We start from the raw sequence: 24,886 nt of genomic DNA, 5'->3' as shown, positions 1-24,886 counted from the left end.
CCGAAAGAAAGGAGCATTCCGCTGAAACGCCTTCGAAATGAAAATAGCGATCTGGATCCGGCGGACCTGAAAATCCTGCGCCTGCTGGAAAAGGACGCGCGCACCAGCACCGCCGAACTGGCGCGGTCGGTCGGCCTGTCGGCGCCGAGCGTGGCCGAGCGCATCAAGCGGCTGCAGGAGAGCGGCGTGATCGAGGCCTACACGGTGCGCATCAATCCGGCCGCGCTCGGCATGAAATTGTCGGCGTGGCTGCGGATCAGGCCGGTGCCGGGCCAGCTCGCTGTCGTGGCCGAAATCATCCGCGACCTACCGGAAATCGCCCAATGCGACCGGGTCGCCGGTGAAGACTGTTTCATCGCGCTGGCGCATGTCGCCTCGGTGGCCGAGCTCGAGCGGGTGATCGACCGGATCATTCCGTTCGCGATGACCAATACGGCGATTATCCAATCATCGCCTGTCGTGGCGCGTTCGCCGCTGGGGGCGGTGAAGCGGCTGCCTTGACACTTGGGATCGTTCGTCAGCACATCATCAGAAATGCAAACCGGACGGCCGGTCTGTTTCTTCCCCCACCGTTCAGGCGTGGCCGCGTTTCATCCGCGCCTGCTTCAGGATGGCGCGCCAGCGGATCATGGCGAAGGGGATCGGCTCGTTGTTGTTGGCGATGTGGAAGATCTCGTTGTTGAGGTTCTTCAGCGAGCGCCAGAAATCATAGTCGGTGATGCGTGGGTCAGCCGCCAGCCTGTCCGCCTCGACCTTGATATCGGTTTTCATGCACGTTCCCCGAACCGCTGCTGCTCCGCCGCCCGTATCGCAATTCGATGCGGACGGTTTTCCAACGCCGCGCTGAGTCGTTCAACGTCTCAATTCGGCTTGTTCACGTTAAAACCTCGGTAAGGTTAACGGCGGTTGGACCGTGGTTCAAGCCGGCTTACGACGAATACCGATCGAGCGGCCGGCGCGCTCCGGCATCGGCAGGGCGGCATGGGCGGCGCGCATCGCTTCCACCCTGGCCAGGACGTCGGCGGGGAAGGGCGCTACCTTCGGGCCAGCCATGTCGACGTGCAGCGACAATGTTTCTGAAGTGGCGGCGAGCCAACCGTCGAGATGGCGGATTTCTTGATAGGCCCTCAGCCGCTTGTCGTCATGGTCCAGCAGCTGGAACGAAACGGTGACCTTGTGGTCGAGATGCAACTCCTGGACGTAGCAGACATGGACTTCCGCGGTGTAGATGGTCAGCCGTCGTTCTTTCACGTAATCCGGCCCCATCCCCATCATCTCGAAGGCTTCGTCGGAGCACCGGTCGAACAGTACGTTGTAATAGGCCATGTTGAGATGGCCGTTGTAGTCGATCCAGGCCTCCTCGATGTCCATGGCGCGGGAGACGAAAGGGGCGGGGATGGGCATCGGAAACTTCCTTCTCGTCATGCCGGGATGAGCGTGGACTGGACAGAGCGTGGTTGGTGAGACTACGCATCCGTAGATGCAGAACAAGGGTGGACGCTGGTCCATTCGCGGAGGAATCGATGGCTCTAAGCGACCTCAATCCGGTCGAGCGCAACGAAGAAGGCATTGCCGCCGTACTCGGCATCCTCAAGCAGCGGCTCGGCGAGCGATTCCAGACCGGCCAGGCGATCCGCGCCCAGCACGCGCACACCACGACCTATATCCCGACGCAGGCGCCGGACGGCGTCGCCTTTGCCGAGACGACGGAGGAGGTGCAGGAGATCGTGCGCGCATGCGCGGCACATCGCGTGCCGGTGATCGCCTTTGGCGTCGGTTCCTCGCTGGAAGGCCACACCAATGCGCCGGGCGGCGGCATCTCGCTCGATACGTCACGCATGAACCGTATCATTGCGGTCAATCCGCAGGACCTCGACTGCACCGTCGAGCCCGGCGTGACGCGCGAGGATCTCAACCGGCATCTGCGCGACACCGGCCTGTTCTTTCCGATCGACCCGGGCGCCAACGCCTCGCTCGGCGGCATGGCGGCGACACGAGCGTCGGGCACCAACGCGGTGCGCTACGGCACGATGCGCGAGAACGTCCTGTCGCTGACGGCGGTGATGGCCGACGGGGAAGCAGTGACGACCGGCAAGCGCGCCAAGAAGAGCTCGGCCGGCTATGATCTGACGCGGCTGCTGATCGGCTCGGAAGGCACACTCGGCATCATCACCTCGCTGACCCTGAGGCTGCAAGGTATTCCGCAGGCGATCTCCGGCGGCGTCTGCCCATTTCCCAGCGTCGAGGCGGCCTGCAATGCGGTGATCGCAACGATCCAGATGGGCATTCCGGTGGCGCGCATCGAACTGGTCAATGCGCTGCAGATGCGGGCGATGAAGAGCTATTCGAAGCTCGACTACCCCGAAAGCCCGTGCCTGTTCGTGGAATTCCATGGCAGTGATGCCGGCGTTGCCGAGCACGCCGAGACCTTCGGCATGATCGCCGAGGAATATGGCGGCGGCCCGTTCCTGTGGACCAGCGTCGCCGAGGAGCGGACGAAACTGTGGAAGGCCAGGCACGACGCCTATTGGTCGTCGCTGACGCTCAGGCCCGGCGCCAAGGGGCTGTCGACCGATGTCTGCGTGCCGATCTCGCGCTTTGCCGAATGCGTGACCGAAACCGAGGCCGACATTGCCGAGATGGGACTGGTCGCGCCGATCGTCGGCCATGCCGGCGACGGCAATTTCCACGTGCTGGTGCTGATGGACGCGGACGATCCGAAGGAGATCGCGCAGACGGAAGAATTCGTGGCGCGGCTGAACATGCGGGCAATCGGCATGGATGGAACCTGCACCGGCGAGCATGGCATAGGGCAGGGCAAGATCGGCTTCCTGCGGCATGAGCTCGGCCATGGCGTCGACATCATGCGCACGATCAAGCAGGCGCTCGATCCGCTGAACATCATGAACCCGGGGAAGATACTGCCGGGAAAGGACTGACATTAGGCCGCTGCCGCGCCCCGATTTGCCTCTTTATCGACACGCTGATGCGGGTAGAGTGCCACTGACTTTACTATCAACTGTCTAGGAGTTCATGCTCGCACGCCTGTTCGTGATCTTCGGTGGGCTTCTTGTGCTGGTGCTGTGTGCGGCGCTGGTGGTGCCGTACTTTGTCGACTGGACAGGTTACCGTGCCGATTTCGAGCGCGAGGCCAGTGCCGTCCTGGGCCGCAAGGTGACCGTGCGAGGCGATGCGACGGCAAGGCTGTTGCCGTTCCCCTCGGTGACCTTTTCCAACGTCGCCGTTGCCGGTGGCCCTAACGGCCAGCCGGCGATGACCGTCGAAACCTTTTCGATGGATGCAGAACTCGCGCCATTCCTGCGCGGCGAGGTGCTGATCTTCGACATGCGCCTAGTGCGGCCGAAGGCGACGATTGACATCGCCGCCGACGGCACGGTCGACTGGACGATACGGCCGTCCTCGCCCTTCGATCCCGGCCAGATCTCCATCGAGAAGCTGACGGTGACGGAAGGACAGATCGCGCTCAGCCACGCCGCCGGCGGGCGCAGCCATCTTATTTCCGAGATCAACTCGACGATCTCGGCCAAGTCGCTGGCCGGCCCCTGGCGGCTGGACGGCTCGCTGTTGCTGGACGGGTTGCGGACCACGATCGCCGCTTCCACCGGCAAGGCCGAACCGGACGGGCAAATGCGGCTCAGGCTCAAGGCCGATCCGGACGCCTATCCGCTGGTCATCGAGACCGACGGCAATGTGGGCCTCGTCGAGGGCGCCGCCGTCTATTCGGGCCAGTTCAAGATATCGGGCGCAGACCAGACTGCGGCGCGGCAGCTGGGCACCGGCGGCGAGGCGCTGAAAGTCAGCGCCGGCAAACCGGACCCGGGCTTCAGGCTGAACGGCAAGTTTTCGCTCGACCACCAGAAGCTCGGCGTCGACGAATTCCGCTTCGAGACCGGGCCACGCGACAATCCCTACACCGCCGACGGCAAGGCTGCGGTCGATCTTGGGCTGAAGCCGCATTTCTCGATCGAGGCCAATGGCGCGCAGGTGCAGTTCGACGAGGCCGTGGGGGCGGCGGCCGGTGCCGGATTGACGCTGTCCGAGCGGGTGGCGGCGCTGGAGCAGGCGCTGCTCGATCTGCCGAGGCCGACCATACCGGGCACGGTCGAGGTGAAACTGCCGGCGGTGGTGGCAGGCGATACCACCGTTCGCGACGTGCACCTGTCCGCCGAGCCAGCCGAGGGCGGCTGGGCGGTAAAATCGCTGGCCGCCACGCTGCCCGGCCGCGCCAAGCTGGAAGCCAACGGCATGGTCAGCGTCGAGGACCATTTCGGTTTCACCGGATCGCTGCTTCTGGCGGTGGCGCAGCCCTCCGGCTTCGCCGCATGGCTGTCGAAGGACGTCGACGAGGCGATCCGCCGCTTGCCGGCCGCCGGCTTCAAGGCCAAGGTGGATTTGAGCGAGAAGCACCAGGCCTTCAGCGATCTCGAACTCATCCTCGGCAAGGCGAAGTTCTCCGGCCGCATCGATTCCAGCCAGCCCGACGACACAAGGCCATCGGTGCTGATGCAACTGGAAGGTGGCGAACTCGATGTCGACGGGCTCGCCGCCTTCGCCTCGATCTTCGTCAGCGACAAGGGCGCCAACCGTTTTTCCGACCGCGACCTCGATTTCCAGATCAAGGCCGGGCCGGTCAGCGCCGGCGGGTTGACCGCCGATAGCGTCGACACCGCGCTTAGATTGCGCGATGGGCTGCTTGAGATCGATCGCCTGTCGGTCGGCGGACTTGCCGGCGCCTCGATCAGCGCTACCGGTCGAATCAAGGATTTCCCGGCGAGCCCGACCGGCAAGCTCGACGCCTCGGTGGTCGCCGTCGACCTCAAGCCGCTGATCGACGTCGCCGTCCAGCATTATCCCGACAATGCAGTGCTGAAGGGCCTGGCGGAGCGTGCTGCTGCCTATCCCGAGCTGTTCCAGGATGCGCGTATCGATGCGGTCACGAGTGCCGCAGACAATGGCGACGGTACGACTGGACTGGCAATGAGCGCACAGGGCAAGGCCGGTGGCTCGGCCTTTTCGGCGTCGTTATCCGGCAAAGGGGCGCTCGACCGGCCTCTCGAAGCGCCGGTGACGCTGACCTTCAACGCAAGGAATGCCGACGCCACGGCGCTGCTGGCGCTTTACGGTTTGCCGGCGCTGCCACTCGGCATGCTCGGCGAGGCGACCACCGAGGTCTCGGCCAAAGGCACGCTTGGCGGTGGCCTGGCGACACGATTCAGCCTGGCCGGCAACGACTTCAAAGCTGGTTTCGACGGGACAATTGCCGACACGGCTCAAGGCGCGGCCGCCAAGGGCAAGGTCAGCCTTGAAACGGCCGACATCGAGCCATGGCTGATGACGACCGGCGTTGGCCTGCCCGGCATGGGCACCGGCATGTCGACGTCGCTTGCAGCCGATGCCGATTACGGCAATGGTCTCCTGGTGCTGAGCGGCCTCAGCGGCGCCGTCAACGAAGCGGCGGTCTCCGGTGACGTAAATATCGACATCAAAGAGGGGCTGCCGCATCTTGCCGGCGCGCTGTCGCTGGACGAGCTGGACCTCGATCCGATGGCGGTGATGCTGTTCGGTGACCAGGCCTTCCTTGTCAATGACAGGACCTGGCCGACAGCACCGTTCAGCCAGAAATCCAGTCTGCCATTTACCGCCGATCTCGATCTGACGGCGGCGTCGCTTGCCGCCGGCCCGCTTGCCACCGCCTATGACGCTGCGCTGTCGCTGCAGCTCGACCAGGAGGGCATCCGCGTTTCCGACCTCAAGGCAAAGTTCCTCGGCGGCGCGTTGAGTGGCCTGTTCGAGCTCAAGAACAATGACGGCACCGGGCTTTTCTCCAGTCAGATGAAACTCGCCGGCGCCGATCTGGTAGCCGTGCTGCCGGAGGCCGGCATCAGCGGAAGCGGCGAGTTCTCGACGGCGCTTTCGACCAGCGGCAAATCGGTCGACGCGATGGTTGCGGCGCTGTCCGGTTCCGGCACGGCGACGCTGAAGGGCATGACTATTGCCGGCTTCAATCCCGATGCCTTTGGCGCATTCATTGCCAAGGCCGACGCGATAGGGCGCGATATCGACGCGTCGAACACCGCCGGCTTTGTGCCGCAGATCGCCGCGGCGGGCAGTTTTCCGGCGCAGGACACCGATATTGCCTTCACCATCGCCGGCGGCACGCTGAGGGCGCCGCCGGTCAAATTCGAAAGCCCGGGCGCGACGCTGTCCGCCGACATCACCGCCGATCTGAACACCAGCACCGTCGATGCCAAGGGCGAGATCGCCTACCGGCCCGGCGATGAGGCGCTGGTCGGCTCCGAACCGATTTTGAATTTCAGCGTCGACGGGCCGTTTGGCGCCACCAAACGGCAGTTCGACAGCGAGCCGCTGGCACAGTTCCTGACCCAGCGTGCGCTGGAAAAGGAGCAGCAGCGGGTCGAAGCCATGCAAGCCGCACTGCTCGAGAAACAAAGGCTGCGGCGTGAGGTGCGCTACTACGCTGCGCTGCAAACCGAGCGTGAAAGAGCGGCGGAGGAACTGCGCAGGCAACAGGAAGCAGCGCGGCTGAAGGCCGAGGCCGACGCCAAGGCAAAGGCCGAAGCCGAGGCTCAGGCCCAGGCCGAAGCCGAGGCGAGGGCGCAGGCTGAAGCCAAGGCGAAGGCTGAAGCGGACGCCAAGGCACAGGCGGATGCGGAGGCGAGGGCGCAGGCTGAGGCCAAAGCGAAAGCTGAAGCGGACGCCAAGGCAAAGGCCGAAGCTGAGGCGCAGGCCCAAGCCGAAGCGGAGGCCAGGGCGCAGGCTGAAGCCAAGGCAAAGGCGGATGCAGCGGCGAAAGCCGAAGCCGAGGCCAGGGCGAAAGCCGAGGCGGCTGCAAAGGCCGCAGCGGATGCCGAAGCCAAAGCCAAGGCGGCGCAACAGGCTGCCGAGGAAGCCGCGCAGGCCGAAGAACAGCAACGCCAGAGGGCGGAAGAGGCGTTGCGGATCGCCTCGGAAGAGAAGGCAAGGCTCGACGCCGAACGCAAGGCCGCGGCGGAGCGCGCGGAACGGGAGCCACCGGCCGCAAACAACGTGCCACCGCCAGTGCAGCCCCCGCCAAAGCTCAAGCTCGATCCCTCGTCGATCGACGATCTGCTGAAATCGCTGAATGGCGGGTGACGGCGCATCCCTTATGTGTCGCCTCCAGCAAGCAAGCGCTTCAGCATCGGCTCGATCCGCCCGAGTTCGTCGAGATGAGCGGCTGACAGATCGGCGAGACTGTCGTCGGCGCGCTCGGTCAGCCGCAGCAGCACGCGGCGGTGGTCCTCCTCGTCGTGGTCCCTCGCGACCAGCCCGGCTTCGCAAAGACGGTTGACCAATTCCACTGCGCTGTGATGGCGGATGCGCAGGCGCTCCGCGAGGTCGCCAATGGTCACTGGCCCTCCGCCGGGGAACCCTTTGATTGCAAGCAGGGCCTGATGCTGGCGTGGTGTCACCAACATCGCTCGTGCCCGCCATCTTCGGTGGCACGGCCGGCGACCCATCCGCAAGTCGGCACGCCGCCAGAAAGCAAGGTCTGCAAATGAAGTCCGATCACGCCAACCCCAGCCATCTGCGCGATTTTACCACCGATGCCCGGGTGCTGCTCATTGCCGGCATAGCGGTGGTGGTTGCGACGGCGGGGTTGTTTGCCGGCATTGCCCTCTTGAAGCTGATCCGGCTTGCCACGAACATCGCCTATTTTGGCCAGTTCACGCTCGCCGACCTGAAACTGCAGGATACGCCGCTTGGCAGGCCGAAGAACGCGACCGCTCGGCTTTGCTGAGCTTCCGTATCCGGCGCAGGAAACAGGATAGCGTTGCCTGAAGGCTACAACTTGCTGCGCTTGGCCCAATCCAGCACATAGAGCCGGAGCGCCGAGGAGAGATTGGCATCCCGCGGACGGCTCTCGTCGATTTCGGCGACAAGGGCGGCGAGCGTCAGTTTTCGCACGGCCGCGATGGCGACCAGGTCGTCGTAAAAAGGCTTTTCGAGCGAATAGCTGGTGCGGTGGCCGCGAATGGTGACCGAGCGCTTTTCCACCGGGCTCACGAGACGATCCTACTCACACTTCAAGCATCGGATTTGTCCGAATCGCCCGAATTTTCGCGGCGATGGCCGGCGACGAATTTATCGGCCTTGTCGGCGATCAGGCGGTCGCGATCCCGGCTGGGTTTGGAACGGCCATGCAGCGCCCGGTTCTGTTCGGCCAGGCGCTCCTTCTCGGCTCGCGCCTTCTGCTTGCGTGCCTGACGGAGATTGACGATCTCGGCCATGTCACGCCGCCCGTCGGGTCACTTCTTGCGGAAGGCGTCAAGCGACACCACGTCGGCGCCCTTGGCGACGGCGTCGGCCGCGGCAGGCTTCTTTTCCGCCTCGGCGGTTTTCTTCTTCGACTCGGGCTTTTTCTCGGCGACGATGGCCAGCGGTTCGGGAGCAGGCTTGGCCTTTGTCTCCTGTTCCGCCGGGGTATCGGTCTTGACGTCGAATTCGAGCTCGAAGTTGACGGACGGGTCGTAAAAGCCGCGTACGGCCGAGAACGGGATTTCCAGTTTCTCCGGCACGTCGGAAAACGACAGCCCGACCTCAAAGCCGGTGTCGCTCACCTTCAGGTCCCAATACTGGAACTGGATGACGATGGTCATCTGTTCGGGATAGCGCTCGCGCAGCCGCGACGACACGCGCACGCCCGGCGCGCCGGTGAGAAAGGTGATGAAGAAATGATGGTTGCCCGGGAGACCGGTGCGCGCGACTTCGGCCAGGACCTTGCGCATGACGCCGCGCAACGCCTCCTGGGCCAGAATGTCGTAGCGGATGTGGTCGTCGGCCATGTGGCTGTCGGGTTCCGTTGAATCGTCCTGATAGCTGTAATCAAGCTTGAGCGCGGCGTAAACCGGATATAGATCGCCGGCGTGCGGAAGCGAAGCCCATTGGCGACGATTTGATCGCCAAACGGCTTTGATCGTCAAGCGCTGGCGAGCGCGCCCTGTTTGCTCGCCCGGGCCATAGGCTGCCGCTTGCCGAAGGCGCGCAGGAAGGTGCGCACGCCATTTGTCGCCGATTGCACCACCTCGTCCTCGGTCGGCGTGCCGCCGAGCATGAACGTCGTCTGCAACTCGGCATTGGCAAGCGCCATGAACTGGCGCGCTGCGACATCGGGATCGTCGATGTCAAGGAAGCCCGCATGAGCGAGGCGGGCGAAGCGGGCGGCGATCGCCGGCCATGTCCTGCCCGGTCCCTCTTCGCGCCATTCGGCGAACAACTCGGGATAGCGCCCGCCCTCGGTCTGGATCAGCTTGCGCAGGAATTTGCCGTCGCGGTTGCAGATGCAGTTGTGGTTCATCCGCACAGCAAAGGCGATGAGGTCGGCCTCGAGATCCTTCGGCTGATCGGGAAAAGTGGAGATCGTGGCAAAGATGCCGGCATTGCAACGTTCGGTGAGGTCGCGGACGATGGCAACGAAGAGTTTTTCCTTGTCGCCGTGATGATTGTAGATGGTCTGGCGGGAGACGCCGGCCTCGGCGGCAATCATGTCGATATTGGCACCGGCAAAGCTTTCGCGGCAGAAGACCGAGGCGGCGGCATCGACAATCGACATGCGCTTGGCCTCGTGGCCTCGCGGCGGGAAAATGTCAGGAGAGACGTTGGCCTTCATGCAAAACTATATAGAGGTGGTTGACGAATTAGACAAGCCTGTCTAAATTTGTGGACTCGCACGAAGGGGGTTTCGTTCCGCAGAAGAGTCGGAACTCCACGGGATGGAACGTCCTAGGGTTACACGCCGGTCCTCGGCGGCAACCAGAATTCGAAAGAGCCTGCTATCATGAACGCCAAATTCCTCCGCATTGCGGTCGTGCTCGGCCTATTGTCCGCGATCGGCCCGTTTGCCATCGACATGTATCTTCCGGCCCTGCCTTCAATCGGAGAGGATCTGCATGCCGGCACTGCTGCGGTGCAGATGAGCCTGCTGATCTTCTTTCTTTCCATGGGCTTCGGCCAGATCGTCGTCGGACCGATCTCCGACATGGTCGGCCGCAAGCTGCCACTCTACGGCGGCCTGGCGCTGTTCATGGTCGGCGGCGTCGGCTCGGCGCTGGCTCCCTCGATCGAATGGCTGATCGCCTTCCGCTTCCTGCAAGGGCTCGGCGCCAGCGCCGGCATGGCCGTGCCGCGCGCGATCGTGCGCGATCTGCATACCGGCACCGAGGCCGCCAAGCTGATGTCGCTGCTGATGCTTGTGTTTTCGGTGTCGCCGATCCTGGCACCGCTGACCGGTAGCCAGATCATCGAGAATTTCGGCTGGCGCGCCGTGTTCTGGACGGTGACGGGCGCGGCCGTGCTCGCCACCATCCTGCTGGCGACCTCGCTCAAGGAGACACGGCCGGTCGAGGAGCGCGCCGGGTCGTCCTTCGGGACGGCACTTTCCGGCTACCGCTTCCTGATGGGCGACCGCAACTTCCTTGGCCTGACGGCCATCGCCGGCTTCGGCATTGCGAGCTTCTTCGTCTATCTGTCGAGCTCGTCCTTCATCCTGATCGACCATTATGGCCTGTCGCCTTCGGTTTACAGCGTGTTCTTCTCGATCAATGCGGTTGCCTTCATCGGCATGTCGCAGCTGACCGGGTTGCTATCGGAGCGGTTCGGGCTGCAGCGCGTGGTGCGCGTCGCGGTGACCGGCTATGCGACGACGATGGTGGTGCTGTTCGCGGTGATGGCATCGGGTGTCGACCGGCTCGACGTGATGGCGGCGCTGCTGTTCATCGGCTACGGCTTTCTCGGCCTGGTCATCCCGACGACGTCGGTGCTGGCCATGGAAGAGCATGGCGAGATCGCCGGTACCGCGTCGGCGCTGATGGGCACGCTGCACTTCGCCATCGGCGCGGTCGCCATGGGCGTCGCCGGCGTGTTTTTCGACGGCACGCCGCTGCCGATGGTGGCGGGCATCACGCTCTGCGCGGCGATCTCCTTCACACTGGCCAAAATAACGCTCGGCCGCAGCCGGGACGTCGCGGAAGCGCCGGCGGAGTAAACTTCGCTTATCGAGACAAAAAGGCCGGGCGATGTTCCCGGCCTTTTCACGTTTGCGGTCCCGGTTCAAAGCAGCCTATGCCTATATGACGGGTTCAGGACATGCAGCTTCGACATCTCAAAACCTTCGTGGCGGTCGCCACCACCTTGAACATCACACGCGCCTCCGAGCGGGTTCATCTTGCCCAATCGAGCGTGACCGAACAGATCCAGGCGCTGGAAAGCGATCTAGGCACGTCGCTGTTCGACAGATCACGGCGTGGCTTGAAGCTGACGGCGGCGGGACAACGCCTGCTGGACTATGCAAACGATCTCCTCGACCTCGCGGACGAAGCCCGTTCCGCAGTCGCCGACGCGAGCGGCACGGTTGCCGGTCGCCTGACTGTCGGCGGCCTGGAGACGCTTTGCTCGACACGCTTGCCAGCTGTGCTGGCGGAATTCCATCGGCGCCATCCCGATGTGGAACTGAACCTCAGGGCGGACGATAGCAGTGGGTTGCGTGCCGGCGTGACAAGCGGGGCGCTGGACGTATCTTTCCATTTCGGAGCCGTCCCGGCGGCGCCGCCGGAGCTGCGAAGCGAGCAAGTGGCATTAGAAGAGCTCGTCACCATAATGCCGGCAAATCACCGGTTGGCCGGATATTCTGCCATAACGCCCGACGATCTGGCCGACGAGGCCTTCCTCGTCACCCAGCCCGGTTGCGTCTATAGGCGGATGTTCGACGAAACGTTTGCCGCAACATTGCCTGACCGTCCAAAACTCGTCGGCGAGTTCGCCAGCATGGGCGCGATACGGAGCCTTGTTGAAGGCGGTCTTGGATGCGCGCTGGTCCCGCGTCTCGTGGCTTCCGCGGCTGACGCCAATATCGTCGTGCTGCCCTGGGTCGGAAGCAGCCCGGTGACGCCGGTCACCATGGTATGGCGCCACCGCCGCATTCAAGCGCCGGTGCTGCGGCTGTTCCTTGCAATGGTCCGCGAAATTTTGGCCATCGCTAGACCAGTCGCTGGCCACCATCGACATGAAGCACGGTTCCGGTGATGAAGCCGTTGTGCATGAGGGACGTGATGGCTTGGGCAATGTCGGCTGCCTGGCCGATCCGGCCGACGAGCAGACGCTTTGCCATGGCGTCCAGCGCGGCTGTCTTTCCGCTGCCGACGACGGCATCCCAAATCGGCGTGTCGACCCAGCCGGGCGAAACGACGTTGACGCGGATCGGCGCCAGTTCGACGGCAAGCGCGTAGGCGAGTGAGCCAAGTGCCCCATTAACGGCTGCCACCACCGAGCCTTTCGCCGCCGGACGATAGGCGGCGATGCCCGAGGTCAGCGTGATCGATCCCCCGGGCGTCAGACGAGGCGCGCCATGCTTGGCAAGAAGAAGCGGTCCGACGACTTTGGAATCCATCACTTTCCGCGCCACCGAGATATCCATCTCGGGAAGCAACACATAGACGCCGGTAACGTCGGCGGCGGTCGAGACGATGTGGTCGAGCGTGCCGACATCCCGGAACAGGCGCTGGACCTCGTCCTCGCTTGTGATGTCGGCGGCGATCGTCCTCAGCCTTTCCGGGTGAGGCAAGCGCTGCCGTGCGGCCGACAACCGGTCCTCGGAGCGGCCGACGATCGTAACCTCGGCGCCGGCGGCAAGCTGCTGTTCGGCCAGCGACAGCCCCATGCCGGAACTGCCGCCAACGATCAGGATGCGTTCGTGTTTTGGTGTGGTTTCCTGGTTCATCTTATCTCTCCATGAGGCAGCTCGCCGGGCATGACCACACGCGGCGAGAAACTGAGGCCTTGTCCCGCAAAGGCGTAGAAGAAGGGAAACGGGAAGAAACGAATGCTGCCATCGGAGGTTCCGATGATGGGAGGCCCTTGGGCTTTCGCCTCAGCCTGAGACGCCTCAGCCTGAGACGTTGACGATGCGCGATTTTCTGTGTAGCAGCGATCATCATGAAGATCGCAATCGTTCTTGCAGTGGTAGGAAAGCGCACGGGCAGGATGGTGTAACCATCCGGCGACAGCCACCCGTGCGCCACAAACAGGCTCCCGACGGGGCCTTTTTTTATGCCCGAAATTCTTCTTACGCCCGATTTCGGCGACGCCCCGTCAACCCATCCTCATCACGCTACGGGACAGAACCATGACAAGCGATAATTCCATTCAGCATACGAGCAACCGCATGACAGGAGCGGAGATCGTTCTCCGCGCACTCAAAGACAATGGTGTGGAGCATATTTTCGGCTATCCCGGCGCGGCCATATTGCCGATCTACGACGAGATATTCCAGCAGGACGACATCAAACATATCCTCGTGCGCCACGAACAGGGCGCCGGCCATGCCGCGGAGGGTTATGCCCGGTCCACGGGCAAGGTCGGCGTGATGCTGGTCACATCAGGCCCAGGCACGACGAATGCCGTGACGCCCCTGCAGGACGCTCTGATGGATTCAGTGCCGATCGTCTGTCTGTCCGGACAAGTGCCGACAACATTGATCGGCTCCGATGCCTTTCAGGAATGTGACACGATTGGTATCACGCGATCCTGCACCAAGCACAACTCTTTGGTCAAAGACGTCAATGACGTGGCGTCAGCAATCCATACGGCGTTCCACATCGCCCGGTCGGGGCGACCGGGGCCTGTTCTCGTCGACATGCCAAAGGACGTTCTGTTTGCGTCCGGCGTGTACACCCCGCCATCGGGTGTTGCTGCGCTGAAAAATTATCGACCGAAGCTGCAGGGTGATATCGGCAAGATCGGCCAGGCGATAGCACTGATGGCCAATGCCAGCCGTCCCGTTATTTATGCCGGCGGCGGCATCGTCAATTCCGGCCCGGAAGCATCGAGATTGCTGCGGGAGCTGGTTCAACTGACCGACTTTCCGATCACCTCGACGCTGATGGGCCTTGGAGCTTACCCCGCCTCCGGCAAGAACTGGCTCAAAATGGTCGGTCTGCATGGTTCCTATGAGGCGAACATGGCGATGCACGATTGCGACGTCATGATCTGTGTCGGCGCGCGCTTCGATGACCGCGTGACCTCGCGTGTGGACGCTTTTTCGCCGAACTCCAGCAAGATCCATATCGATATAGATCCGTCCTCGATCAACAAGAACGTCCACGTCGATATCGGCATACAAGGCGATGTCGGCAATGTTCTCGATGACATGGTTCGTCTATGGCGCGCATTGCCTCAGAAACCGGAGGGAGGCCGCCTCCAGGACTGGTGGAGAAGGATCGTCGGCTGGCGCGCACGCAATTCATTCTCCTACGAGATGAACAAGGATGTGATCATGCCGCAATATGCGGTGCAGCGTCTCTACGCGCTGACGAAGGATCGCGACACATACATCACCACTGAAGTGGGCCAGCATCAGATGTGGGCGGCCCAATTCTACGGCTTGGAAAAGCCGAACCGCTGGATGAGTTCGGGCGGCCTCGGGACGATGGGCTACGGCCTGCCGGCGGCGCTGGGCGTGCAGATCGCACATCCGGACAGCCTCGTCATCGATATCGCCGGCGACGCATCGGTTCAGATGACCATGAAAGAGATGTCGACGGCAGTCCAGTACGACGCGCCGATCAAGGTCTTCATCCTGAACAACGGATATATGGGCATGGTTCACCAGTGGCAGCAAATTCTCCACGGCAACCGCCTCGCGCATTCCTATTCCGAGGCTTTGCCCGATTTTGTCAAATTGGCCGAGGCGTTCGGAGCGGTCGGCCTGCGCTGCGACAAACCAGCCGACCTTGATGATGCGATCCAGGAAATGATCGATGTGGACCGGCCGGTGCTCCTTGACTGTCGTGTTGCCAAGCTCGCCAATTGTTTTCCGATGATCAGGACGGGCAGGGCGCACAATGAGATGCTTCTGTCACATGAGGCTGCCGACGAGACCTTTGGCAGCGCGATCGAAACGATCAGCCAGGGACTGGTATGAACGCAGCGGCGCCAGGGCGTATCAGGGCGTAAAAAGCCCAGGCCCGCAGCTGCACATATCGGGCGAGCCTGCGGCTGCGCATATCAAAAAGGGGGAGAAATGGAGGTTTCTGTTGCCAGGTACCTCCGAACCCCGCCTAGAAGTGCGAACCACTAGGGCTTGAATTGAAGCTATCGCACCGCTTACGCGGCGAGACGTGCTTCCGCATAGTTGTCGTTGGCAACTATAAGTTTAGCCCGATAACGGTGGTACAATGCCGGGCAAAAGTACGATCTTTACACCTTCGTCGATCCTATTTCGCCCCCAGCAAAAGCCGCTCCTGAGCAGCGGTTTTTGGTGGAGGCGCCGGGTACCGCCCCCGGGTCCGAACGGCTTATTTCATCGCCTGTTTATCGCCATAGTCGGTCGAGCCGACGAAGCGAATATAGGGACTGGCGGTGGAAAATGAAAGGCCGGAATGCCACTTTCGTCCGTGCCAAAGTGGATCATGAAGGGTTGACTTGCAGCCGGTCTCAACCGAAGCTTTGTGGCGGTGAGGAGACCTAGCGCATACTTGCGGCAGCGCGCCACAATCCTCATCGACCGGATCCCGTGGCGCCGACGAGGGGAAATTCGATGGCCGATTATCTCGCAGACGTAAAGAAGTATGATGCGGCGGCGGATGCCGACGCGGTCGCCAAGATCGTCAAGCATCTGGGCATCGCGCTCAGGAACCGCGATTCCTCGCTAGTGTCCTGCACCGACCGGAGGAACTGAAGCGCGTCAGGAACAGCTGGGTCGCCGGCAAGCTCGGCGTCACCGACGGTGCCAAGGCGGATGCGGCTATCGAAAAGACCTGCAAGGCTATGGCGGCCGACAACAGCAAGAGCCGGGTGACATTCTATTACCTCGTCGCCAAGGATCTGGGCATGCTCGGCTCGCTCTGAGCAACCTCGCCGCCGGTGCTGGTGAGACTTCTGCTGGAATCGTCTCGCTTTGCTGTGTTCGGCCGATGGTCATTCGGCTATGATGGCTGACAATCCGAATCGGACCGGAGCCGATGCGCCAGTATCTCGACCTTCTGAAGCATGTGCTGGAAAACGGCGCCGATCGCGGCGACCGCACGGGCACCGGAACGCGCTCGGTATTCGGCTACCAGATGCGCTTCGACCTGGCCCGCGGCTTTCCGGTCACCACCACCAAGAAGCTGCACCTGAAGTCGATCATCCACGAACTTTTGTGGTTCCTGGCCGGCGACACCAACATCAAATATCTCAACGATCACGGCGTCTCGATCTGGGATGAGTGGGCCGACGAGAACGGCGATCTCGGCCCGGTCTATGGCAAACAATGGCGGTCGTGGCCGGACGGCCATGACGGCGCCATCGACCAGATTGCGAATCTTCTGAAGGAGATACGCCAAAATCCTAATTCGCGGCGGCTGATCGTTTCGGCGTGGAACCCGGCCGAGGTGGAGGCCATGGCCTTGCCGCCCTGCCACTGCCTGTTCCAGTTCTATGTTTCGGAAGGCAAGCTTTCCTGCCAGCTCTACCAGCGTTCGGGCGATATCTTTCTCGGTGTGCCGTTCAACATCGCTTCCTATGCGTTGCTGACGCTGATGGTGGCGCAGGTGACCGGATTGAAACCCGGCGATTTCATCCACACGCTCGGCGACGCGCATCTTTACTCGAACCATTTCGAGCAGGCGCGCGAACAATTGCGGCGCACGCCCAAGGCGTTGCCGACGCTGTGGATCAATCCCGAGGTGAAGGATCTCTTTGCCTTCCGCTTCGAGGATTTCCGGCTCGAGAACTATTTCGCCGACGCGACGATCAAGGCACCGATCGCAGTCTAGCACCATAGCCGACCGTGCATATCGACATTGCCTACTGCGGCTGCGCCCTCGGGCGTTGTCAGCATCCATCTCGATCGGCCGACGTCGACTTGACGCGCAATCCCTGGTCGCTGATTTTCATATGAATATTTCCTTCGGCCTCGGTGCCGCTGTATCCAACGAAGATTATCGCAGGCCGGGAAAACCTCAGCTCAGAATGCCGTAGGCGGTAAAGAGCCTTTCCTTGTTATGTTCACATGGATATATCGATGGACGGCTTCGGGCGTTCCGAGACGAGGAGAGTTTCATGCTGGCGCGCAAAGGTTCGACGACGATTGCCATCGCGGGTCTCGCCGCCATCCTGATGGCCGCGGTGCCGGCGGCCCATGCCGATGACAAGGTGGTCGTGTTTGCCGCGGCGAGCCTGAAGGATGGGCTCGATGCCGTCAACAAGGCCTGCGAGGCCGATGTCGGCGAGCCGGCGACCATTTCCTACGCGGCGAGCTCGGCGCTGGCCAGGCAGATTGAAAGCGGCGCGCCAGCAGACCTGTTCATCTCGGCCGATCTCGACTGGATGAAATATCTTGCTGACAGGAAGCTGACCAAGCCCGAAACCGAAGTGAAACTGCTCGGTAACCAGATCGTTCTGGTTGCGCCACGGGATTCCAAGGTTGAAACCAGGATCGAAAAGGGTTTCGATCTTGCCAAGCTCGTCGGTGACGGCAAACTTGCCATGGGCGATGTCAAAGCTGTGCCGGCAGGCAAATACGGCAAGGCAGCCCTCGAATCGCTCGGTGCCTGGTCTTCGGTCGAAGGCAAGGTGGCGCAGGCCGAGAATGTCCGCGCCGCCCTAAAGCTGGTGTCGACCGGCGAGGCAGCACTCGGCATCGTCTACGCCACGGATGCGCATGCGGAGCCTGGCGTGAAGGTGGTCGGCACTTTCCCCGCGGGTACCCATCCGCCGATCATCTATCCAGTCGCCCAGCTTGCGGATTCGAAGAGCAGGGATACGCCGGCATTCCTGAAATGCCTGCAATCCGCCAAGGCTGGCGAACTCTTCAAGGCGCAAGGTTTTACAATCCTCGCGCCGAGCAACTGACGTACGGCACCGCACATGAACTGGCTGCTGGATCTCGCTCCCGACGAATGGAATGCGGTCCGGCTGTCGATCAAGGTGGCGACCGTGGCGATGATTGCCAGCCTGCCGCCGGGCATCCTGATCGCTCTTGTGCTTGCCCGCGGCCAGTTCTGGGGCAAGACGCTGCTCAATGGTCTGGTGCATCTGCCGCTGATCGTGCCGCCGGTGGTGACCGGCTATTTGCTGCTGTTGACTTTCGGCAAGCGTGGTCCGGCCGGCGCTTTCCTGGCCGAACATTTCGGGATCGTTTTTTCCTTCCGCTGGACTGGCGCCGCGCTCGCCTGCGGCGTGATGGGCTTTCCGCTGATGGTGCGGGCCATCCGGCTGTCGATCGAGGCCGTCGACCGCAAAATCGAGGCGGCCGCCGGCACGCTCGGCGCCAATCCGCTATGGGTATTCGGCACGATCACGCTGCCGCTGATCCTGCCCGGGCTGATCGCCGGTGCGATCCTCTCCTTCGCCAAGGCGATGGGCGAATTCGGCGCGACGATCACCTTTGTCTCCAACATTCCGAACGAGACGCAGACGCTACCGTCGGCGATCTACACTTTCACGCAGGTTCCCGGCGGCGACGCCGGCGCGCTCAGGCTGACGCTGATCTCGATCGTCATCTCGATGGCGGCACTTGTTGCCTCGGAAGTGCTGGCGCGGCGTGTCGGCCGGCGGATGGACATCGAATGACGGTTCAGGTCGACATCAGCCACCGGCTTGGCGATTTCATCGTCAATGCCCGTTTCGAAAGCGCCGGGCGGCTGACTGCGCTGTTCGGGCCTTCCGGCTCCGGAAAGACGACGCTGATCAATTTGATTGCCGGGCTGATCCGCCCCGACAAAGGTCGCATCGCGGCCGAGGGCCGCGTGCTGGTCGATAGCGATGCCGGTCTGTTCGTGCCGAAGCACAAACGGCGGATCGGCATGGTGTTCCAGGATGCGCGGCTGTTTCCGCATATGAGCGTGGCGAGCAATCTGCGCTATGGCCGCTGGTTCACGCCGGCTGCCGAGCGTTACGCCGATATCAATGGTGTGGTCGAACTGCTCGGGATCGGCCATTTGCTCGATCGGCGGCCGGCAAAACTCTCCGGTGGCGAGAAGCAGCGCGTGGCAATCGGCAGGGCGCTGCTTGCCAGTCCGAAATTGCTGCTGATGGACGAGCCGCTGGCGTCGCTCGATGAGCGGCGCAAGGCCGAGATCTTGCCTTACATCGAGCGGCTGCGCGACGAGACGAAAATTCCGATCGTCTATGTCAGCCACTCGATCGCCGAAGTGGCGCGGCTGGCGAGCGACGTCGTGGTGCTGATGCAAGGAAAGGTCGCCGCTTCCGGTCCGACCGGTGCGATCATGCAGCGTCTGGATCTATTGCCGGCCGAAGAGCGCGGCGAGGGCGGTGGCGTGCTGGATACCGCGGTTCTGCGCCACGACGAAGCCTTTGGCATGACGGTGCTAGGCTCATTGGCGGGCGAGATCCGGGTGCCGCTTCTGGCAACGCCAGTCGGTGCGCCGGTGCGCGTCCGCATCCGTGCCCGCGACGTGATGATCGCCACCGAGCAGCCGGTTGGCCTCAGCGCGCTCAACATATTGCCGGGCACGATCGTGGCGATAGAGCCGGGCGAAGGGCCCACGGTCGAGATCGGCATCGACTGCAATGGCGCAACCGTGCTTGCCCGCATCACCGAACAGTCGCGGCAGACACTGGAGCTTCGGCTTGGTCGACAGGTCTTCGCCGTGGTCAAGACGGTGAGCTTCGACCGGGCGAATACCGGCGCCGGCCTGCCCGCCGAGGCGGATGAGTGAACGGCCGATGATTCGCTATATCGTTTTGGAATAGCGGTATCGGCGCGGAACTTGTAGAATAGCGTGACCGCGGAGGAGCAAATGCCGTCGCTGAGTTTGCGGATAAATCTCGATCCAGATGGCCGCATCGGACCGGGCAAGATCGAGCTTCTGGAACAGATCGCCGCCTTCGGCTCGATTTCAGCCGCGGCACGCGGCATGGAGATGTCCTACAAGCACGCCTGGGATCTGGTCGAAGACATGAACCGCGTGTTCGGCAAACCGCTGGTTGCGGCGCAGACAGGCGGCAAGAAAGGCGGTGGCGCCCAGTTGACGTCGGTCGGGCTTGCTGTGGTCAGCCGCTTCCGCGCGATCGAGCGGGCTGCGTCTTCAGCAGCGGCGGCGCATATGGAGGCGCTGCAGGCCGAGATCGACGCAGCGTGACGCCGGCGGAATTCATGCCGCGTGTGATCCCTGTTACTTCTTAGGCTCGCCCGGCTTGCGCAGCAGATAGGTGTCCATGATCCAGCCTTTTTTCCGGCGGGCCTGCTCACGGGTGGTCACGATCTTGTCGCCGACGTCGCCAATCCGGCCCGAGATGACGATCTCGTCAGGCGTCCCGAGATAGGCGCCCCAGTGAACGGTGACGTCGTTGTCGTCCAGCGTGTTGAAGGCGCATTTGCCGTCCAGCATGACGATGGTGCTGCCGGCGTTTTCGGGCAGACCTTCCTCGGCGAGCCGGCGGCCGGTGGTGATCAAAATGGCGTCGCCGATCCGGTTCAATGCCATTTTGTGGCTGGCTGCGAGTGCCTGGATGGCGGTGATGCCAGGGACGACCTCCAGCTCGAACGCTACATTGCCTCTGAGGCGCACGCGCTCAAGGATGCGCAGCGCACTGTCGTAGAGCGACGGATCGCCCCAGATCAGGAAGGCGCCGCAGCCATCTTCAGGGAGTTCGTCGCGGATCAGGCCTTCGTAGATCGCGGCGATCGCCTCGTGCCAGTCGTCGACGGTCGAGCGGTAGGAAGGCGCCGGCTCGGCGCGCACCGGCACGTCGAATTCGACACGGCGCGAGTTCGGATTAATGACGAAGCGGTCGCAGATCTGGCGGCGCAATTCGGCGAGATCGTTCTTCTTGGCGCCCTTGTCAGGAATGAACAGCACGTCGGCCCGATTGAGACCGTTAATGGCCTGGACCGTCATGTGTTCCGGATTGCCGGCGCCGATGCCGATGACGAGAAGCTTGCGCATGGGCGAACTCCTGCCCGATCGGGACCGGCGTGTCTAGACCGACACGACATGCCGGCAGGCGCCGGCGCATTTGCCGAAAGGCTTTGAAACGCCACATTGAACAGCTAGAGTCATGTTGGCATTCTCGCCGGGGGAGTTTCCATGTTCCGTTACGTCCTGACCGCAGCCTTGGCGCTCTCGGCTACGCCTGCGCTCGCCAATGATTCGGTCGCCGAACTCGGCACCGGTGGGCTGATCCTTTCGCGCAGCGATGCGGTGGCGATGGAAAGCGAGGATCTCTACATCTCGCCGGAAAAAGTGATGGTCGATTACGTCTTCCGCAACAATACCGACAAGGATGTCGATGCGATCGTCGCCTTTCCGATGCCCGACATCGAAGGCGACCCCGAAGAAATACCAGCGATTCCGGAGGCGCAGAGCGACAATTTCCTCGGCTTCGAAGTGACGATCGACGGGGTGCCGGCAAAGCCGCAGCTAGAGCAGAAGGTGTTCGCGCTCGGCATCGACATCGGCGCTGACCTGAAGGCGCAGGGCGTGCCGTTCTATCCGTTCGGCGATGCGGCCAAGGCAGCGCTGGCAAAGCTGCCGCAAGCGGTCGCCGACGACTGGGTCAACCGCGGCATCATCATCGAGGACACTGCTGACGACGGTTCGGGCATGAAGACCGTCTATACGCCGTTCTGGCAATTGCGCTCGACCTATTGGTGGCGCTCGACGTTTCCGGCCAACAAGGCGGTCCATGTCTCGCATCGCTACAAGCCGAGCGTCGGCGGCACCTCCTCGGTCAGCTTCTTCTATGACGGCCAGTTCCAGGGTCAGTATGCCGCCTACAAGACACGCTACTGCATGGACGATGCCTTCGAGAATGCCGTGCGCAAGGCAGCCAAGGACGATCCCGACGGCTACCCCAAATATTTCGAGAACCGCATCGCCTATATCCTGACCACGGGCGGCAACTGGGCGTCGGGAAACATCGGCAGTTTCAAGCTGACCGTCGACAAGGGCGATGCGAAGAACCTGGTCTCGTTTTGCGGCGAAAACGTCAGGAAGATCGGACCGACGACGTTCGAGATGAAGGCGCAGAACTTCTACCCCGAGCATGACATCGACATATTGCTGCTGGAGCCGTCGGATGGCGGAAACGGCGGCTGATGGACCTCGCGCTTTATGTCGCCATCGCCGAGAACGGCGTGATCGGGCGCGAGGGTGGGTTGCCGTGGCGGCTGTCCACCGATCTCAAGCGGTTCAAAGCCGATACGATGGGCAAGCCCATCATCATGGGCCGCAAGACCTATGAAGGCATCGGCCGCCCATTGCCGGGCAGGCTCAACATCGTGGTGACACGAGACAAGGCATGGCGCGCCGAGGGCGTCGAAGTCGCGCACTCGATCGAGGACGCAATCGCGCTGGCGACGGTGCGCGGGCGCTGCATGGCCGGCGCCGACGAGATCTGCGTCATCGGCGGAGGCGAAATCTACGCTCAGGCGCTGCCGTTGGCCGATCGGCTGCACGTGACCCATGTTCTGGCCGCGGTCGACGGCGATGCCCATTTCCCGCCGATCGATCCGGCGCTGTGGCGGATCGTCCGCTCGCAGGAGGTGGAGGCTGGCGAAAAGGACAGCCATGCGACACGCTATTCGGTTTACGAGCGGCGCCGCGACGTGCATTGAAGGCGACAAAGGGGTCGCGACAGGTCTAGATGGACCCAAAGGCGGACAGTGGCGGCAGCCGATCGCGTTGAAAGCGTGCCGTCGCATCCCTATAGAAGAATAATATTGGATTTTGCGCCGGTGAGCCGGCGCTTGAGGGAATTCCAAGCGAAAGGACATTCATGCCCTGGAACGACAAGAGCGGCGGCGGCGGCCCGTGGGGCGGCGGCAACAATCAGGGGCCTTGGGGTCAGGGACCAAAAGGACCCAGCGGCCCGCAGGGCTCGCCTCCCGATCTCGAGGATATCATCCGGCGCGGGCAGGACCGGTTGCGGCGCGCGCTGCCGGGCGGCGGTGGCGCGAGCCCTGCCGTGTTCGGGCTGATTGCCGCGGCGCTGGTGGTGCTATGGGCGTTCAAGGCAGTGTACACCGTCCAGCCAGATGAAGTTGCGGTGGAGCTCAGGTTCGGCAAGCCGAAGGCGGAGCTGTCGCAGCCGGGCCTGCATTTCCATTGGTGGCCCATCGAAACGGTCGAGACCGCTAACATCGCCGAGCAGCTTGTCAGCATCGGCGGCGGCAGCACCAGCGGCGATGGCCTGATGCTTTCCGGCGACCAGAACATCGTCAACGTGCAATTCTCGGTGGCCTATCAGGTTTCCGACCCGAAGGCCTATCTGTTCGACGTGTCCGACCCGGGCGGCATGCTGCAGCAGGTCGCCGAAAGCGCGATGCGCGAAGCGGTCGGCCGGCGCCCGGCGCAGGACATTTTCCGCGACGACCGGCAAGGCATTGCGGCGTCGGTGCGTGAGATCATCCAGACGACGCTGGACGGCTACAAGGCCGGCCTCAACGTCAACGCAATTTCCATCGAGGACGCCGCGCCGCCGCGCGAGGTGGCAGACGCGTTCGACGAGGTGCAGCGGGCCGAACAGGACGAGGACAAGTTCGTCGAGCAGGCCAATCAGTATTCCAATCAGAAGCTCGGCCAGGCGCGCGGTGCGGCCGCACAGATCCGCGAAGACGCGGCCGCCTACAAGAACCGGGTCGTGCAGGAGGCCGAAGGCGAGGCGCAGCGCTTCATCTCGGTCTATGACGAATATGCAAAGGCGCCGGAAGTGACGCGCAAGCGGCTCTACCTGGAGACGATGGAGAGGGTGCTGAAGGATTCGAGCAAGGTCATCGTCGAGCAAGGCAACGGGCAAGGGGTGGTTCCCTACCTGCCGCTGCCGGCATTGCAGCAGAAGGCGCCGGCACCGGCCACCGGAGGAAACCAGTGATGGCCAACCGTCTTCCCGTCATTGCGGTCATCGCCGCGGTCATCCTGTTCCTGCTCTATTCGTCGGTCTTCGTCGTCAATGCGCGCCAGCAGGCGCTGGTGCTCAGGTTCGGCGAAATCGTCGACGTCAAGAACCAGCCGGGCATCTATTTCAAGGCGCCATTCTCCTTCTTCGATGCCGACACCGTCCAGCTGATCGAAAACAGGGTCCTGCGCTTCGACCTCGACAACATCCGTGTCCAGGTTTCGGGCGGCAAATTCTATGAGGTCGATGCCTTTATCGCCTATCGTATCTCGGACCCGCGTGTGTTCCGCGCCGCGGTTTCCGGCCAGATCGAACTGGCCGAGGCCCGGCTGAGGACGCGTCTCGACGCTGCCTTGCGCCGCGTCTACGGCCTGCGCGACTTCGAGGCGGCACTCTCGGAAGAGCGCGCCGTGATGATGCGCGAGGTGCGCGATCAGCTGAGGCCTGATGCCACCTCGCTTGGCCTGCAGATCGAGGATGTCCGCATCCGCCGCACCGATCTCACGGCCGAAGTCTCGCAGCAGACCTTCGACCGCATGAAGGCCGAACGTCTCGCCGAAGCCGAGCGGCTGAGGGCGCGCGGCAACGAGGCAGCGCAGCGGATCAGGGCTCGCGCCGACCGCGAAGTGGTCGAAATCGTCGCCGAAGCGCAGAAAGAGTCTGAAATCCTGCGCGGTGAAGGTGAAGCCCAGCGCAGCGCGACGTTTGCCGGGGCCTATCAGCGCGATCCGGCCTTCTTCGATTTCTACCGGTCGATGAATGCCTATGGCACGGCGCTGAACAGCGCAGGAACGACGATGGTGCTGTCGCCGAATTCCGAGTTCTTCCGCTTCTTCCGCGACCCGGACAGCAAGGAAACGCCTGCGGCACCGGCGGCAGCACCGCCAGCACCTGCCGCTCCCGCGCCACCGGCGGCTCAGCCAAGCACCGGCCAGTAGGGCCGGTGCAGGGATAGCCGGCGTAACAGAGGATTTATTCTCTGGCGGTA

General features: G+C 62.9%; 24 protein-coding genes, 1 other RNA gene and 2 pseudogenes. 17 read left to right on the top strand and 10 right to left on the bottom strand.

The features are described 5' to 3' along the window. The first annotated feature begins 21 nt into the window (after positions 1-21). Positions 22-501, top strand: a complete 480-nt coding sequence (locus tag NKH59_RS16790; protein ID WP_352471646.1) for an Lrp/AsnC family transcriptional regulator — start codon at positions 22-24, stop codon at positions 499-501. Positions 502-573: 72 nt separating this feature from the next. On the opposite strand, the gene NKH59_RS16785 is transcribed toward NKH59_RS16790, so the two are convergent. Continuing rightward, positions 574-771: a hypothetical protein gene (locus tag NKH59_RS16785; protein WP_023676715.1), complete on the bottom strand. Its 198-nt coding sequence runs from the start codon at positions 769-771 to the stop codon at positions 574-576. A gap of 147 nt (positions 772-918) precedes the next feature. Next, on the bottom strand, positions 919-1,404 hold the full coding sequence (locus tag NKH59_RS16780; RefSeq protein ID WP_352539552.1) for a thioesterase family protein: 486 nt from the start codon (positions 1,402-1,404) through the stop codon (positions 919-921). 119 nt (positions 1,405-1,523) lie between these two features. On the opposite strand from NKH59_RS16780, the gene NKH59_RS16775 reads away from it, so the two are divergent. Both NKH59_RS16775 and NKH59_RS16770 read left to right on the top strand, forming a co-directional pair. Next, complete coding sequence (locus NKH59_RS16775) at positions 1,524-2,939, top strand: FAD-binding oxidoreductase (protein ID WP_352539553.1); 1,416 nt, start codon at positions 1,524-1,526, stop codon at positions 2,937-2,939. Between the two features lie 94 nt (positions 2,940-3,033). Further along, the gene (locus NKH59_RS16770; RefSeq protein ID WP_352539554.1) at positions 3,034-7,155 is read left to right on the top strand and encodes an AsmA family protein; all 4,122 of its coding nucleotides are present in this window, start codon (positions 3,034-3,036) and stop codon (positions 7,153-7,155) included. Between the two features lie 11 nt (positions 7,156-7,166). On the opposite strand, the pseudogene NKH59_RS16765 reads toward NKH59_RS16770, so the two are convergent. Further along, positions 7,167-7,472, bottom strand: a pseudogene (locus tag NKH59_RS16765) (MarR family winged helix-turn-helix transcriptional regulator); the annotation flags it as partial. A gap of 86 nt (positions 7,473-7,558) precedes the next feature. Here NKH59_RS16765 and NKH59_RS16760 point away from each other — a divergent pair. Further along, positions 7,559-7,801 carry a hypothetical protein gene (locus NKH59_RS16760; protein WP_502904267.1) on the top strand — a complete coding sequence of 81 codons (243 nt, stop codon included), beginning with the start codon at positions 7,559-7,561 and terminating at the stop codon, positions 7,799-7,801. Positions 7,802-7,845: 44 nt separating this feature from the next. Here the strand turns inward: NKH59_RS16760 and NKH59_RS16755 are convergent, their stop codons facing one another. From NKH59_RS16755 to NKH59_RS16740, 4 genes are all read right to left on the bottom strand, one after another. After that, on the bottom strand, positions 7,846-8,067 hold the full coding sequence (locus NKH59_RS16755; RefSeq protein ID WP_352539555.1) for a ribbon-helix-helix domain-containing protein: 222 nt from the start codon (positions 8,065-8,067) through the stop codon (positions 7,846-7,848). Positions 8,068-8,087: 20 nt separating this feature from the next. Then, a complete protein-coding gene (locus NKH59_RS16750; protein ID WP_023676708.1) occupies positions 8,088-8,291 on the bottom strand; it encodes a DUF4169 family protein in 204 nt (67 codons plus the stop codon). Positions 8,292-8,309: 18 nt separating this feature from the next. Beyond that, positions 8,310-8,846, bottom strand: a complete 537-nt coding sequence (locus NKH59_RS16745) for an SspB family protein (protein WP_352539556.1) — start codon at positions 8,844-8,846, stop codon at positions 8,310-8,312. Between the two features lie 134 nt (positions 8,847-8,980). Continuing rightward, on the bottom strand, positions 8,981-9,670 hold the full coding sequence (locus NKH59_RS16740; RefSeq protein WP_352456524.1) for a TetR/AcrR family transcriptional regulator: 690 nt from the start codon (positions 9,668-9,670) through the stop codon (positions 8,981-8,983). A gap of 168 nt (positions 9,671-9,838) precedes the next feature. On the opposite strand from NKH59_RS16740, the gene NKH59_RS16735 reads away from it, so the two are divergent. Both NKH59_RS16735 and NKH59_RS16730 read left to right on the top strand, forming a co-directional pair. After that, on the top strand, positions 9,839-11,044 hold the full coding sequence (locus tag NKH59_RS16735; protein ID WP_023676705.1) for a multidrug effflux MFS transporter: 1,206 nt from the start codon (positions 9,839-9,841) through the stop codon (positions 11,042-11,044). A gap of 101 nt (positions 11,045-11,145) precedes the next feature. Then, positions 11,146-12,081, top strand: coding sequence for a LysR family transcriptional regulator (locus NKH59_RS16730; RefSeq protein ID WP_352501028.1), 936 nt, complete (start codon positions 11,146-11,148; stop codon positions 12,079-12,081). On the opposite strand, the gene NKH59_RS16725 is transcribed toward NKH59_RS16730, so the two are convergent. Beyond that, positions 12,035-12,775, bottom strand: coding sequence for an SDR family oxidoreductase (locus tag NKH59_RS16725; protein ID WP_352539557.1), 741 nt, complete (start codon positions 12,773-12,775; stop codon positions 12,035-12,037). The two genes, NKH59_RS16730 and NKH59_RS16725, sit on opposite strands and share 47 nt — an antisense overlap. A gap of 405 nt (positions 12,776-13,180) precedes the next feature. Between NKH59_RS16725 and NKH59_RS16720 the strand changes: the two genes are divergently transcribed. Continuing rightward, positions 13,181-14,977, top strand: a complete 1,797-nt coding sequence (locus NKH59_RS16720; RefSeq protein ID WP_352539558.1) for an acetolactate synthase 3 large subunit — start codon at positions 13,181-13,183, stop codon at positions 14,975-14,977. Between the two features lie 98 nt (positions 14,978-15,075). Here NKH59_RS16720 and ssrA read toward each other — a convergent pair. Further along, positions 15,076-15,431, bottom strand: a transfer-messenger RNA (tmRNA) gene (ssrA, locus tag NKH59_RS16715). Between the two features lie 161 nt (positions 15,432-15,592). Here ssrA and NKH59_RS16710 point away from each other — a divergent pair. From NKH59_RS16710 to NKH59_RS16685, 6 genes and pseudogenes are all read left to right on the top strand, one after another. Continuing rightward, positions 15,593-15,903 (top strand): annotated as a pseudogene (locus tag NKH59_RS16710) (DUF2853 family protein). Positions 15,904-16,016: 113 nt separating this feature from the next. Beyond that, positions 16,017-16,811 (top strand): thymidylate synthase, encoded by a 795-nt coding sequence (locus NKH59_RS16705; RefSeq protein WP_352539559.1) that lies wholly within the window; start codon positions 16,017-16,019, stop codon positions 16,809-16,811. 286 nt (positions 16,812-17,097) lie between these two features. Further along, complete coding sequence (modA, locus tag NKH59_RS16700) at positions 17,098-17,889, top strand: molybdate ABC transporter substrate-binding protein (RefSeq protein WP_352539560.1); 792 nt, start codon at positions 17,098-17,100, stop codon at positions 17,887-17,889. Between the two features lie 15 nt (positions 17,890-17,904). Next, a complete protein-coding gene (gene modB, locus NKH59_RS16695; protein WP_352539561.1) occupies positions 17,905-18,609 on the top strand; it encodes a molybdate ABC transporter permease subunit in 705 nt (234 codons plus the stop codon). Next, positions 18,606-19,718: a molybdenum ABC transporter ATP-binding protein gene (modC, locus tag NKH59_RS16690; RefSeq protein WP_353022393.1), complete on the top strand. Its 1,113-nt coding sequence runs from the start codon at positions 18,606-18,608 to the stop codon at positions 19,716-19,718. The genes modB and modC overlap by 4 nt, the downstream gene beginning before the upstream one ends. Positions 19,719-19,799: 81 nt before the next feature. Then, positions 19,800-20,141 carry a winged helix-turn-helix domain-containing protein gene (locus NKH59_RS16685; RefSeq protein WP_023676697.1) on the top strand — a complete coding sequence of 114 codons (342 nt, stop codon included), beginning with the start codon at positions 19,800-19,802 and terminating at the stop codon, positions 20,139-20,141. A gap of 33 nt (positions 20,142-20,174) precedes the next feature. Here the strand turns inward: NKH59_RS16685 and cobF are convergent, their stop codons facing one another. Then, on the bottom strand, positions 20,175-20,948 hold the full coding sequence (cobF, locus tag NKH59_RS16680; protein ID WP_352539563.1) for a precorrin-6A synthase (deacetylating): 774 nt from the start codon (positions 20,946-20,948) through the stop codon (positions 20,175-20,177). 141 nt (positions 20,949-21,089) lie between these two features. Here cobF and NKH59_RS16675 point away from each other — a divergent pair, with 141 nt between their 5' ends. The 4 genes from NKH59_RS16675 to hflC all read left to right on the top strand — a co-directional run bounded on the left by NKH59_RS16675 (position 21,090) and on the right by hflC (position 24,836). After that, complete coding sequence (locus NKH59_RS16675) at positions 21,090-22,100, top strand: DUF4424 domain-containing protein (protein ID WP_352539564.1); 1,011 nt, start codon at positions 21,090-21,092, stop codon at positions 22,098-22,100. Then, positions 22,100-22,618 carry a dihydrofolate reductase gene (locus tag NKH59_RS16670; RefSeq protein WP_352471618.1) on the top strand — a complete coding sequence of 173 codons (519 nt, stop codon included), beginning with the start codon at positions 22,100-22,102 and terminating at the stop codon, positions 22,616-22,618. Before NKH59_RS16675 ends, NKH59_RS16670 begins: the two co-directional genes overlap by 1 nt. A 161-nt stretch (positions 22,619-22,779) precedes the next feature. Beyond that, on the top strand, positions 22,780-23,874 hold the full coding sequence (gene hflK, locus NKH59_RS16665) for an FtsH protease activity modulator HflK (protein ID WP_352471619.1): 1,095 nt from the start codon (positions 22,780-22,782) through the stop codon (positions 23,872-23,874). After that, on the top strand, positions 23,874-24,836 hold the full coding sequence (gene hflC, locus NKH59_RS16660) for a protease modulator HflC (RefSeq protein WP_352539565.1): 963 nt from the start codon (positions 23,874-23,876) through the stop codon (positions 24,834-24,836). The genes hflK and hflC overlap by 1 nt, the downstream gene beginning before the upstream one ends. Positions 24,837-24,886 lie beyond the last annotated feature (50 nt).

This window comes from Mesorhizobium sp. M0998, assembly GCF_040318885.1.
Classification (GTDB): domain Bacteria; phylum Pseudomonadota; class Alphaproteobacteria; order Rhizobiales; family Rhizobiaceae; genus Mesorhizobium.
This window is presented reverse-complemented; position numbering and strand designations above follow the sequence as displayed.